A 12,336-nucleotide genomic window follows, 5' to 3' on the forward strand; every position below is an offset into this window, starting at 1 on the left:
AAGACTATATCGATCTAAAAAGGAGTAGCGCACTAAGCCAAAAGGATCAGTACGCTACACAGACTGGTTCTTGACCGTCTTAAAGAACAAAGATAAAAATAATTTTATTTGGAAATCAACACAGAATCTCTACGGATTGTCCAATATTGAGGAGTCGGGAGTCTCCTCTTCCTATATATAAACAATATCAATTAAACCTTTCCGATTTCCATAATAATCGATTCCAGAGGAATAAAGATAATCCTGTTCAAATCTCACAATCCCGGCCCTTACCGGATTTTCATGTAAACTGTACAACAGCTATTAAACTCATCTGATGACTTCAAGTCATCCGATGAGTTTAATAATTAATGTTGTGCTAAAAAATCAATTTTCGTAATCGATGGAAACTCTACGGACAGTAACTACAAAAACCAAATTCTATAAACATTTCAAAAAATTATATAAAATATATCAAAATTTTATCCTAATCTTTGCATGAAATTACATGAAAAAGCTTTTAATCACCGTTTTAGCTGTATTCTACCTGAGTGTTTCATCCGGGGCGACTGTGCATTTCCATTATTGCATGGGAGAGCTGATCGAGTGGGGGCTTTCTAATGACAAGTCAGAAAAAGCATCCGATTGCAGCAATTGCGGCATGAAGAAGGGTCTTTCTGAGGACTGTTGTAAAGATCAGAAGCAGGAATATAAGCTAAAAAAATCTCAAAAAGCTCTGCTAAGCACCTTTCAACCTGTTGTTTTTGCTTTAGCACCAGTCTCTTATCCTGACCTTACCCAAATCTTATCGGGCACTCCTGCGAATCTGATCCCTGAGAGCAATGCTCCTCCACGAACATTGAAAACTGCTATTTTCATTCGAAACTGTAATTTCCGTATCTGATTTTTATTTCCTTCTGGTCTGATTTCCTTTCGGACTGATTTCGTATGTTTTTTATTCTGATAGACTCATCGGAATATTAATCATTCGATGAATTATCGCATCTATTCATTTAACCATTAACAATAAATATTATCGTCATGAGAAAATTAATTTATTCAATCGCAATTTTGGTTCTTTTATTCAGCGCTGCCTGCAATAGCTCAGAAAAGCCTGCGGCCGTAGAAACTGATTCATTATCCACTCAAACTGCAGGAGTAGGATATACCTGTCCGATGCACCCTGAAATAAAGAGTGATAAGCCGGGTACTTGTTCAATCTGCAAAATGGATCTTGTTAAAGATTCGGATCTTGAGTCGGACAGCATGATGACTGATAGCAGCAGTCACGATCATAAGCACTAAGCAAAATGGTTGAAAAGATCATTTCCTTTTCATTAAGGAATCGTTTCATTGTCTTGCTTTTTGCTGCTGGATTCTTTGGATTGGGACTTTATTCGGTCAAGACGAGTAAGATTGATGCCATCCCTGATCTTTCGGAAAATCAGGTCATTGTATTTACTGAATGGATGGGACGGAGTCCGCAGATCATTGAAGATCAGATCACTTACCCTCTGGTTACTAATCTTCAGGGATTGCCCAAAGTAAACTATGTACGTGCCAATTCAATGTTCGGGATGAGTTTCATCTATATCATTTTTGAAGATGATGTGGATGTTTACTGGGCACGATCCAGGGTATTGGAGCGCCTCAATTCAATCGGCAATGTTTTGCCCGAAGGAGTTAGTCCGACGCTTGGCCCTGATGGGACCGGAGTCGGTCATGTACTCTGGTACACCCTCGAAGCTCCGGGCATGGACCTTGGAGAGCAGCGGGCTGTTCAGGACTGGTACATAAAGTTTGCCCTACAGAATGTAGCAGGGGTGAGTGAGATTGCCTCATTTGGTGGTTTCCAGAAACAGTATCAGATCAGTATTGATCCCAATCGCCTGACTTATTATAAGCTGGGCATTCAGGATGTGATGCGGGCAGTTAAGAGTAATAATAATGAGGCCGGAGGTAGGAAGTTTGAGATGAGTGGCATTGGTTATATTATTAAAACCAGTGGTTACCTTAAATCTATTGAAGAGATCGAAAACCTGTCTTTACGTACTCAAAACTCTATTCCTGTGAAGATCAGGGATATCGGAACCGTTCAGATGGCCGGAGAAAGCCGTCTCGGTATATTCGATTATAATGGTGAAGGAGAAGCGGTGGGGGGGATTGTGGTATTACGTTATGGTGAGAATGCCGATGAAGTGATCCGCAAAGTGAAGACAAAAATGACTGAAGTAGCTAAGGGGTTACCCCAGGGGATGAAGTTCAATATTGTTTACGACCGGGGTGAATTGATCGCAGAATCAATATCTTCCATTAAAACTACCCTGATCGAAGAGATGATTGTGGTATCGTTGATCGTGATCATTTTCCTGTTTCACTGGAGAAGCGCAATCAGTATCATCATCCAGATCCCAATCACCATTGCTGCCAGTTTTATTTTGCTTAATGCATTTGATATTTCATCGAATATCATGTCATTAACCGGTATCGCACTGGCGATTGGTGTGATTGTCGATAACGGAATCATCATGGCAGAGAATTCTTACAAAAACCTTGCAGTCAGGCAGGCAGAATTAAATGAACAAAGAAAAGGAGGAAATGCAGATGTGGAATAAATCGAAACTAAACAAAAAGCATGATGATTACGTTAAACTTTCTAATGAGGAAAGACTAAGTATTATCGAAAAAGCCTGTCAACAGGTATCAAGAGGTGTATTTTATTCAACAATCATTATTATTACCTCTTTTCTACCGGTATTTTTACTGACCGGGCAGGAAGGAAAATTATTCCATCCGCTGGCCTATACCAAAACCTTTATTCTGATAATCGATGCGGTACTGGTGCTTACACTGGCTCCTGTAATTATTTCATTTTTCATGAAAGGGCGTTTCCGCCAGGAACATGAAAACCCAATCAACAGAGGTTTGGAGACGGTTTATCTTCCGGTGATCCGTGCCTGTATCAGAAACAGAAAAACTACACTTGGAGTTAATATTCTGGCCTTACTGATCTCTGTTCCAATGATGATGAGCCTTGGACGAGAGTTCATGCCGCCGCTGGATGAGCAATCGATTTTGTTTATGCCGGTTACATTGCCTGATGTTTCCAATTCAGAGATCAAGCGAATTCTGCAGGTTCAGGATAAGATCATCAAATCAGTGCCGGAGGTCGACCATGTTTTGGGCAAGGCAGGCCGGGCAAGTTCAGCAACTGACAATTCACCAATCAGTATGATCGAAACGATCATTTCGCTGAAACCAAAAAGCGAGTGGAGGCCAGGAATCAGCAAAAAGGACATCATTGATGAGCTTGATACCAAACTTCAGATCCCCGGTGTAGTGAATGGTTGGACACAACCCATCATCAACCGTATCAATATGCTATCTACCGGTATCCGTACCGATGTTGGCGTCAAGGTATATGGTCAGGATTTGAAACAGATCAGCCATATCTCTGAAGATGTGCATACTATGCTGAAGAATATTGAAGGAGTGAAGGATCTGTATGTGGAGCCTGTTAGCGGTGGTAAATACCTGGAGATTGAGATCCGACGCGATCAGTTGGAGCGTTACGGATTAACTGTGGATGATATTAATGCGACAGTTGAATCAGCAATTGGGGGTACACCTTTTGCATCAACGGTTGAAGGCCGGCAACGTTTTAATATTCATTTGCGCCTGGGTCAGGAGTACCGGAACAGCATCGACCGTTTGAAAAGAATTCCACTGACTTCCCCCGATGCGGGAACTATACCATTATCAGCCGTTACAACCATCCGTTTTGTGGATGGACCACCGATGATCAGTTCTGAAAATGCAATCTTACGTGGTGCAGTGATGTTCAATGTGCGTGAGCGCGATCTGGGACATACAGTTCAGGAGGCTATTGATAAGTTGAATAAGGATCTGAAACTGCCTAATGGATATTTTGTAGAATGGAGCGGTCAGTACGAAAATCTGATCCGCGGACAGCAAACCCTGGTCTATATTCTGCCGGTAGTGATCTTTATCATCTTTCTGGCACTATATCTTGCTTTTAAATCGATCAGAGAGGCATTTTTAAGTCTGGTGACCATTCCTTTCGCCCTAATCGGAGGTGCTTTCCTGGTTTATTTCTGGGGTGTGAATCTTTCAGTCGCAGTGGCGGTTGGCTTTATTGCCCTTTTCGGGATTGCCGTTGAAACAGGTGTTGTGATGGTGATTTATTTGAATGATGCGATGCGTCAGTTGGTTGCTATGAAGGGCAATTCCAGTGAAACAATTACAAAGGAGGATCTCAGAGAATATGTGATCAATGGAGCTGCGAAACGTTTACGGCCCAAGATCATGACGGTTTGTGTTGCATTATTTGGTTTGATACCTGTTTTATGGTCGGGAGGGGTCGGTAGCGATGTGATGCAGCCAATTGTTCTGCCCATGATTGGGGGAGTTCTTACTTCTTCCACTCATATTTTACTGGTTACACCGCTGATCTTTCTGATGACTAAAGAATATGAATTGAGAAAATTTGGAAAACTGGAGGTACATGATGTTCAGCATTAAGAAAATAATTTTGTTGTTTGCATTCCTGAGTTCTTTTACTGTCTACGGGCAGCAGATCATGAACCTGGAGCAAATATTAGCAGAAATTAACGCCAATAATTCCTCTTTGAAGTCCTATGCAAACCGGATTCAAAGCAAGGATTCTAAAGTGGAAGGTGCCGGCTCATGGATGGCTCCAATGGTAGGAGCAGGAACATTTATGAGTCCTTACCCAGCACAGGGGATGATTGCTGAGGGCGACCGCGGGGCATTTATGATCTCTGCCGAACAGGATATTCCCAATCCCGCAAAGATCAGGGCTAAAAAAGAATACCTTAAAACTCAGTCGCAGACTTATGAGTTTGGTAGAAATGAGCGTTTTAACCAGTTAAGAGCCAGTGCAAAGTATTTGTACTTCGGACTTTTGGTTGCTCAAAAGCGTATCGTCTTCCAGAAAGAGAATCAGCAGATTATGCAGACGATGAAAAAGCTTGCAGAGATTCGTTATCCCTTTAATCAGGGTGGATTGAATCAGGTTTTTAAAGCTGAGGGAAGGGTCTATGAATCAGAGAATATGATCCTGATGACCGAGGCAGAGATTCGTTCAAAAAAGATTGCCTTGAATGCATTGATGAACAGATCAGCAACAGCTGAATTTGAAATTGAAACCGAATATAAGGTTAAGTTTAGTCCTAAAGCAGATCTTGACACTGCTTATCTGGCCGGTGCCCGGAGCGATATTTTGCACATGGAACATGACATTCATGCTATGGAAAGGAATATTGATCTGATGCGGCAGGAGTCAAAACCCGATTTTAAAATTCGTTTTGACCATATGTCTAATTATTCGGCAATGATGCCAAGGCAATTTACGGTGATGGGTATGCTTTCCATTCCAATTGCTCCCTGGTCCTCGAAAATGTATAAATCGGAGATCAAATCAATGAATTTTGAGAAGGAGGCTATGAGGCTGGAAAAAGCGGCAATGCTTACCGAGATTTTGGGGATGAGTAAGTCTATGGAAAATGATCTTCTCAACATGCAGCAGCAGTTAACTAATTATGAGACTAAGATTTTGCCTTCATTGGAGAAATACCTCAAGGTTTCAATGATATCCTACCAGGAAAATAAATCAGATCTAAATACGGTCATTGATGGGTGGGAATCAATCAATATGTCGCAGATGAATTACCTGGATCAGTTACAGAAATATTATCAAATGATTGTGGAATATGAGAAGACTATTGAACGCTAGAATTGCATTATTCCTGATCATCGGATTATCAATTTTGGCTTGTAATTCTGATAAAAAGGCTAGTTCCGGGGGACAGGTTCAGAAATACACCTGCCCGATGCACCCGCAGATAGTAAAGGATGCACCAGGTACCTGCCCGATCTGTAAAATGGATCTGGTGCCTCGGCATACTGCTGATACACACGGCGTTGCGGATACAAGTTTAAATTCCTTAGTAAAGCCTGGCAATGAGTTGGTTATATCAGGAATCAAAACGATCAGGGTAGAGAAGGGTCTTAAAAAATCTGAAATCATCCTGAAAGGTATCATAAACTACAATACGAATAACTGGAGGTCTGTATCGGCAAGGGTCAGCGGCCGCATTGAAAAGCTGTTTGTGAAATACAATTATGAGCCGGTGAGTAAGGGACAAAAGATAATGGAGATTTACAGTCCTGATCTAGCAAATGCCCAGCAGGAATTGCTCTTTTTGAAAAACAATAACGAAACAACACTTCTTGAATCTGCCAAAAAGAAATTGGTACTTCTTGGATTGAGCATGGCCCAGATAAACAGGGTTCTGAGTACTGGAAGAATCGAGGATAGAATTGCTGTTTACAGCCCCTATTCAGGTTATGTGGCTGAATTGGGTTTAAATACCTCAGCTTCTCAGGGTCAGGTAAGCCAGGCAGGTGGAACAAAAATCAGTTCAGGAAGCGGAGTTGGGATGAATTCAATGAATGCTTCTGCTTCATCAGCAATAGTTCCGGAAATACCGGATATCCCGACGGGTGGGGCTTTGCAAATCAGGGAAGGGCAATATATCAATGCAGGCCAGAAGTTATTTGATCTGATCAATACAGATCAGGTTTGGGCCGAGTTCTTTGCCCGCCCTGATCAATTACAGGAGTTTAAGCAGGGAAAAAATGTACTGGTGCAATCCATAGATCTTGCAGATCAGCGTTCTGAAGTTGCCGTGAGCCTTGTTCAGCCCTATTTTAAGGATGGTACCAATTATTCCCTTATCAGAGCCAATCTGCCAAACAGTACTAAAATCTGGAAGGTGGGTCAACTGATTTCAGTAAGCCTGGAGGCCGCAGTTGAAGGTTACTGGCTACCAGCTACAGCCCTTGTTCAGGTTGGAACACAATATGTGGTATTTATTAAGAAGGATAATGCATTTGTACCAGTTTTTGTGAAACTGAAGCATCAGTCAGATCAGTGGATCGATATTGGTGATAGTCTGAAAGCGGATATGGAACTGGCATTGAACGCCTGGTTTTTGATAGATAGTGAAAGTTTTATAAAAGCAAAGCGTTTATAATGAGAAAAAAAATAGTTTTAGGGCTGATCATTCTTTGTTCAGGATTCATTTTCTCTGCCTGTACAGAGGGGCATGAAAAACATGCGGAAGCAGGGAAATACACCTGCCCAATGCATCCTCAGATAGTAAATAATGGTCCGGGTACATGCCCGATCTGTAAAATGGATCTGGTGCCGGTAAATTCTGCAGGCGGTAAAAATGAGCTATCCCTGAGTGAAAGTCAGATTCAGTTGGCTAATATTCATACTATGGTAATCAATCGTACTGACTTCAGTACTTCAAAAGTATTGAATGGCCGATTGATAGTAAATCCGGAGCAAACCGAAGTTATTTCAAGCCGCTATGCCGGAAGAATTGAGAAGTTGTTTGTGAAAGAAATGGGCCGGTCTGTTAGTAAAGGCCAGCCGATTTTTCAGATCTACAGCGAGGAACTTCAGACCTTGCAGCAGGATTATTTATTGCAACTGAAGCAGGTTGCGGCATTTCCGGAGGAGAAGATCTATCAGTCGATGCGGGAGGCAGCAAAAAATAAACTTCGATTGTTTGGCTATTCTGATGCTCAAATTCGAGTGCTGACTGCTGCAGGAAAAACAGCACCACTGCTCACTGTCTATTCATCAGCATCAGGAATTGTCACTGAGCTGAATGTTTCTGAAGGACAATATTTATCCGAAGGCAGCCAGATTTTAAAGCTTGAAAATTTCACACAGCTCTGGCTGGAAATGGATGTCTATCCGAATGAATTAGGAAATATCCGTCTGGGTACAAAGGTACAGGCTTCTATAAATGGGATCAGTGATAAAGAACAGACTCTAACTATAGATTTCATTTCTCCGCAGATGGACCCATCCTCACAGATTCTGAAAGTAAGGGCCCCGGTTAAAAATCCTGGAAATTTACAGGCAGGAATGCAGGCTACGGTATTTTTACCGCTTGCCGAGATATCAGATGCTTTGAGTTTACCATTGGATGCGGTAGTGCGGGATGAAAAGGGGGCACATGTCTGGATCAAAACGGCAAAGAATACTTATTCCCCAAGGATGGTACGTACGGGTGAGGAGGATGCTGAACAGATCATTATCCTTTCGGGTCTTGAAAATGTGAAAGAGGTAGTAGTGAGCGGGGCATATTTGTTATCAAGTGAATTTATTTTGAAAAAGGGTACAGATCCAATGGCGGGACATGACATGAACAAAATGTAGAATTATGGAATTATATATCAAAAACATGGTATGCAACAGGTGTATCACGGCAGTTCAAAATGAGCTGTTAAAACTTGATTTGCATCCCATAGATGTTCAAATGGGTATTGTGAAGTTAGAGGAGGAGAAACTTGATGAAGAAAAACTTCTGATCCTGAATAAGCATTTGAATGCTCTTGGATTTGAGTTACTGGATAAGGGTAAGAGCAGGGTAATTGAACAGATCAAAAATCTAATTATTGAAAAGATCTTCCACACAGAGTTTCTGGAACAAAAAGTAAACTGGTCAGGGTTTATTGCTGATAAGATATTTCATGAGTATGGTTATTTAAGCTCCTTATTTTCTTCCGTTGAGGGTATTACTATTGAACAATACATTATTCGCCAGAAAATTGAGCGGGTTAAAGAGCTCTTGTTTTATGATGAATTGAATCTCAGTGAAATTGCCAATAAATTAGGTTACAGCAGTATTGCTCATCTATCTGCCCAGTTCAAGAAAGTAACTGGCCAAACCCCATCTCAATTTAAAAATAGCAGGTCTATGGATGGGCAAAGAAGATCAATAGACAAGGTTTAATCTTTTTAAACACTGAATTCTATAACTCTTTCCAGTAATTCTGTAAAGCCTTTAGCACCTCTATATCATAATTTTGTATTGTAAATCAAGATTATGAAGGTAAAACCAGAATCTCAAGTAAAAGAGGCTTCCAGCACAACAATCAGAGCAGTATTTCCGGTAACAGGCATGACCTGTGCCGGATGTGCAATCAGTGTTGAATCTATGCTTAAAGCCACAGCAGGAGTAATTGATGCAGGAGTAAATTTTGCTAATAATACAGCATGGGCAGAGTATGATACGCTGAAAACCAATCCGCTAGCTTTACAAAAAAGTATTCAATCAATTGGATATGATATAATTATCGATACTGAGAATTCAGCAGAGCTGCAGGAGGGTTTACAGCTTAAAAACTACCGGGAGCTAAAAATCCGGACGATATGGGCTTCAATTCTTGCCTTACCTGTATTTGTAATCGGGATGTTTTTCATGGACATGCCATATGGTACCTGGATCTCTATGATACTGAGTGCTCCCGTCCTGTTCTGGTTTGGCCGAAACTTCTTTATTAATGCCTGGAAGCAGGCAAAGCATGGTATGGTGAATATGGACACTTTAGTAGCTCTGAGCACCGGAATCGCTTTCATTTTTAGCGCATTTAATACGATCTACCCTGAATACTGGCATAGCAGGGGGATACATCCGCATGTATATTATGAGGCTGCTGCTGTGATTATAGCATTTATTTCTTTCGGAAAATTACTGGAAGAGAAGGCTAAGTCAAACACGACAACAGCCATTAAAAAATTAATGGGATTACAGCCTAAAACGGTCCGGATTCTCCAGGGTGATAAGGAAGAGGAGATTCCTGTTTCACAGGTCATGCCTGGTCAGATTATAGTCCTGAGGCCAGGGGAAAGAGTCTCAGTAGATGGCATTGCCGTTTCAGGATCATCCTATCTGGATGAAAGCATGATCAGCGGTGAACCGATCGCAGTATTGAAAGAAGTGAATGACAAATTATTTGCAGGTACAATTAATCAGAAGGGGAGTCTCCATTTTAAAGCTGAAAAAGTAGGGGCTGATACCTTGTTAGCACATATCGTGAAAATGGTCCAATTAGCCCAGGGAAGTAAAGCTCCGGTGCAAAAGCTAGTGGATAAGATAGCGGGAATATTTGTTCCGGTAGTAATCGGTATTTCAATTCTGACATTTGCTGTCTGGATGTTAATTGGAGGAGAACAAGCATTTTCACATGCTTTACTTACATCGGTAACTGTACTTGTCATTGCTTGTCCCTGTGCTTTAGGGCTGGCAACCCCAACAGCCATTATGGTAGGGGTTGGTAAGGGTGCTGAAAATAATATCCTCATCAAGGATGCCGAAAGTCTTGAATTAGGCTATAAGGTTAATGCAGTCATTCTTGATAAGACCGGTACCATCACTGAGGGCAGGCCAGTGGTTACCGCCGTGAATTGGGCTCCTGAAATTAAGGATCAGGATCATTATTTAAAGATTCTTTTCAGCCTGGAAGTAAATTCTGAGCATCCTCTTGCTGATGCGATAATTAAGAAATTAAGAGAGGATGGAATTTCAGGTGTTCCACTGGATTCATTTGAAAGTATCACAGCCCGGGGAGTGAGAGGAATACATAATGGGATTGGATTTGTCGCCGGGAATCTTCATTTTATGGAGGAGCAAAAGATATTTTTGACTACAGATCAGGTAAAATATGTGCAGAAAAAGCAACATGAGGCCAATACGGTAATCTATTTTGCTAATCAGGAAAAAGTACTGGCTATTATTTCTATTGCTGATAAGGTGAAGGATTCCTCAAAAGAAGCCATTCGTCAACTGCATGAAATGGGTATTGAAGTCTATATGCTTACCGGAGATAATGAGCAAACAGCATCAGCTGTAGCAAGTGAAGTGGGTATCAAAAGTTACAGGGCTGAGGTTATGCCCTCTGATAAGGCTGATTTCATTAAACAGCTTCAGTCTGGTGGGAAGGTTGTTGCAATGGTAGGAGATGGGATCAATGATTCTCATGCCCTGGCGCAGGCAGATGTGAGTATTGCGATGGGTAAAGGTTCAGATATTGCCATGGATGTTGCCAAGATTACCCTTATCACCTCTAACTTACTGTCGATTCCCATGGCATTGAAACTTTCAAAAAGGACCGTTCAAACTATTCGCCAAAACCTGTTCTGGGCCTTTATTTATAATATTATTGGGATTCCGCTTGCGGCGGGTGTATTGTACAGCTACAATGGTTTTTTACTCGACCCGATGATCGCTGGGGCAGCCATGGCACTCAGTTCAGTTTCTGTGGTCAGTAACAGTCTCAGATTAAAGGCTTTAAAACTCAAGTCTAATTAAATAAATAACATCAAAAAATCAGAAATAATGGAAACAATTAAATTTAAAACGAATATCAAATGTACCGGATGTCTGGCTCAGGTCGGTCCGGCATTGAACGAGACTGCCGGTGAGAATAACTGGAAGGTAGATCTTGATTCAAGCGACAAAACATTAACTGTTGAGGGAGATCTTAAGGAAGCTGAAATAATTGCTACAGTGAATAGGGCAGGATATACAGCCGAAAGGGTCTAAGTAGCAAAAAAAGGGTACACCAGCGTACCCTTTTTTATAATATCAAGATTAAATTTATTGAGAAATTGTGATCGTACCAAGATCTTTTACAGATCCAGTAACCACCGCAACATTCTCAATAGTTTTATTGATGTACGGACTTACAGGTTGAATCTCAACTTTATAAGTTCCGGCAGCTACACCAGGGAACCAAAATTTACCGGTCGCATCACTAACAGTCCCAAGAGTATCAGTTCCTGCGATCGCATAGATCTTAGGATTAGAAGCTGAGGGTGTAATGACACCTGTAATAGCTCCTGAAACAGCATTAGGAATAGCTCTGATTACAGGTTTTAAGATGTATTTGCCATTTCCAGTCTGAACAATAGATTTTGCAGCATCAAAGTCAAGCAACATAGTATAGGCAACACCTGCTTCCAGGCTTTCCTGAACTTTTAATTTTACTCCTGAACTCTGTCCGCTTGGTGTAGTCAAAGCATAGGTCACCCCATTGATCTTAACCTGATTTCCGGAATCATTTAATACAAGCCGTACTTCCTTAATATTTCCTGAAGGAATATCCTGAGAAGCAATAAGCGTATCCTTACCCATTCTGAAATTAAGAATATTGAAAGGGGTAGAACCAACGGGCATTGTGCTTGTTCCATCAGATGTTAGAATCTGGATTTCTTTAACACTTAAATAAATAGCATCATAAGCACCGGGACTATCGGTGATCTTTACATTCATCCTGGTCATGCCCTCGTCGCTGTTCTTCTTACAGGCTGTAAATCCCATTGCAAGGCCAATACAGCCAATGATCATTAATTTTTTCATAATATTTTTTCTTAGGTGTCTACTAGATGTACACTGATAAATCAATTGCCGTGCCACTACATTTTTTGATTTGAAATAAACTGGCTTGGTT

The 12,336-nt window shown here is 41.2% G+C and carries 11 protein-coding genes; 10 read left to right on the plus strand and 1 reads right to left on the minus strand.

Translation table 11 applies throughout. From position 1 onward, the window contains the following. The first annotated feature begins 487 nt into the window (after nucleotides 1–487). The 10 genes from Q8M41_RS12490 to Q8M41_RS12535 all read left to right on the plus strand — a co-directional run bounded on the left by Q8M41_RS12490 (nucleotide 488) and on the right by Q8M41_RS12535 (nucleotide 11,429). Complete coding sequence (locus tag Q8M41_RS12490) at nucleotides 488–883, plus strand: hypothetical protein (RefSeq protein WP_305365614.1); 396 nt, start codon at nucleotides 488–490, stop codon at nucleotides 881–883. Between the two features lie 137 nt (nucleotides 884–1,020). After that, nucleotides 1,021–1,284 carry a heavy metal-binding domain-containing protein gene (locus tag Q8M41_RS12495; protein WP_305365615.1) on the plus strand — a complete coding sequence of 88 codons (264 nt, stop codon included), beginning with the start codon at nucleotides 1,021–1,023 and terminating at the stop codon, nucleotides 1,282–1,284. A gap of 5 nt (nucleotides 1,285–1,289) precedes the next feature. After that, nucleotides 1,290–2,594, plus strand: a complete 1,305-nt coding sequence (locus Q8M41_RS12500; RefSeq protein ID WP_305365616.1) for an efflux RND transporter permease subunit — start codon at nucleotides 1,290–1,292, stop codon at nucleotides 2,592–2,594. Further along, nucleotides 2,578–4,521, plus strand: coding sequence for an efflux RND transporter permease subunit (locus Q8M41_RS12505; RefSeq protein ID WP_305365762.1), 1,944 nt, complete (start codon nucleotides 2,578–2,580; stop codon nucleotides 4,519–4,521). Before Q8M41_RS12500 ends, Q8M41_RS12505 begins: the two co-directional genes overlap by 17 nt. Continuing rightward, nucleotides 4,505–5,755 (plus strand): TolC family protein, encoded by a 1,251-nt coding sequence (locus Q8M41_RS12510; protein WP_305365617.1) that lies wholly within the window; start codon nucleotides 4,505–4,507, stop codon nucleotides 5,753–5,755. Before Q8M41_RS12505 ends, Q8M41_RS12510 begins: the two co-directional genes overlap by 17 nt. After that, on the plus strand, nucleotides 5,733–7,058 hold the full coding sequence (locus tag Q8M41_RS12515) for an efflux RND transporter periplasmic adaptor subunit (RefSeq protein ID WP_305365618.1): 1,326 nt from the start codon (nucleotides 5,733–5,735) through the stop codon (nucleotides 7,056–7,058). The genes Q8M41_RS12510 and Q8M41_RS12515 overlap by 23 nt, the downstream gene beginning before the upstream one ends. Further along, nucleotides 7,058–8,260 (plus strand): efflux RND transporter periplasmic adaptor subunit, encoded by a 1,203-nt coding sequence (locus Q8M41_RS12520; RefSeq protein WP_305365619.1) that lies wholly within the window; start codon nucleotides 7,058–7,060, stop codon nucleotides 8,258–8,260. The genes Q8M41_RS12515 and Q8M41_RS12520 overlap by 1 nt, the downstream gene beginning before the upstream one ends. Nucleotides 8,261–8,264: 4 nt before the next feature. Continuing rightward, a complete protein-coding gene (locus tag Q8M41_RS12525; protein ID WP_370870495.1) occupies nucleotides 8,265–8,837 on the plus strand; it encodes a helix-turn-helix domain-containing protein in 573 nt (190 codons plus the stop codon). A gap of 93 nt (nucleotides 8,838–8,930) precedes the next feature. Then, nucleotides 8,931–11,195 carry a heavy metal translocating P-type ATPase gene (locus Q8M41_RS12530; RefSeq protein ID WP_305365620.1) on the plus strand — a complete coding sequence of 755 codons (2,265 nt, stop codon included), beginning with the start codon at nucleotides 8,931–8,933 and terminating at the stop codon, nucleotides 11,193–11,195. A gap of 27 nt (nucleotides 11,196–11,222) precedes the next feature. Then, entirely contained in the window at nucleotides 11,223–11,429 is a 207-nt protein-coding gene (locus Q8M41_RS12535) for a heavy-metal-associated domain-containing protein (RefSeq protein ID WP_305365621.1), read from the plus strand. A gap of 54 nt (nucleotides 11,430–11,483) precedes the next feature. On the opposite strand, the gene Q8M41_RS12540 is transcribed toward Q8M41_RS12535, so the two are convergent. After that, on the minus strand, nucleotides 11,484–12,245 hold the full coding sequence (locus Q8M41_RS12540; protein ID WP_305365622.1) for a DUF4382 domain-containing protein: 762 nt from the start codon (nucleotides 12,243–12,245) through the stop codon (nucleotides 11,484–11,486). Between the last annotated feature and the right edge of the window lie 91 nt (nucleotides 12,246–12,336).

Origin of the sequence: Daejeonella sp. (genome assembly GCF_030684675.1) — a bacterium.
GTDB lineage: Bacteria > Bacteroidota > Bacteroidia > Sphingobacteriales > Sphingobacteriaceae > Daejeonella.

Coding starts and splice junctions, on each gene's coding strand:
- Q8M41_RS12530 (WP_305365620.1), top strand. CDS start 8,931: ATGAAGGTAAAACCAGAATCTCAAGTAAAAGAGGCTTCCAGCACAACA.
- Q8M41_RS12505 (WP_305365762.1), top strand. CDS start 2,578: ATGCAGATGTGGAATAAATCGAAACTAAACAAAAAGCATGATGATTAC.
- Q8M41_RS12510 (WP_305365617.1), top strand. CDS start 4,505: ATGATGTTCAGCATTAAGAAAATAATTTTGTTGTTTGCATTCCTGAGT.
- Q8M41_RS12495 (WP_305365615.1), top strand. CDS start 1,021: ATGAGAAAATTAATTTATTCAATCGCAATTTTGGTTCTTTTATTCAGC.
- Q8M41_RS12540 (WP_305365622.1), bottom strand. CDS start 12,245: ATGAAAAAATTAATGATCATTGGCTGTATTGGCCTTGCAATGGGATTT.
- Q8M41_RS12515 (WP_305365618.1), top strand. CDS start 5,733: ATGAGAAGACTATTGAACGCTAGAATTGCATTATTCCTGATCATCGGA.
- Q8M41_RS12490 (WP_305365614.1), top strand. CDS start 488: ATGAAAAAGCTTTTAATCACCGTTTTAGCTGTATTCTACCTGAGTGTT.
- Q8M41_RS12535 (WP_305365621.1), top strand. CDS start 11,223: ATGGAAACAATTAAATTTAAAACGAATATCAAATGTACCGGATGTCTG.
- Q8M41_RS12520 (WP_305365619.1), top strand. CDS start 7,058: ATGAGAAAAAAAATAGTTTTAGGGCTGATCATTCTTTGTTCAGGATTC.
- Q8M41_RS12525 (WP_370870495.1), top strand. CDS start 8,265: ATGGAATTATATATCAAAAACATGGTATGCAACAGGTGTATCACGGCA.
- Q8M41_RS12500 (WP_305365616.1), top strand. CDS start 1,290: ATGGTTGAAAAGATCATTTCCTTTTCATTAAGGAATCGTTTCATTGTC.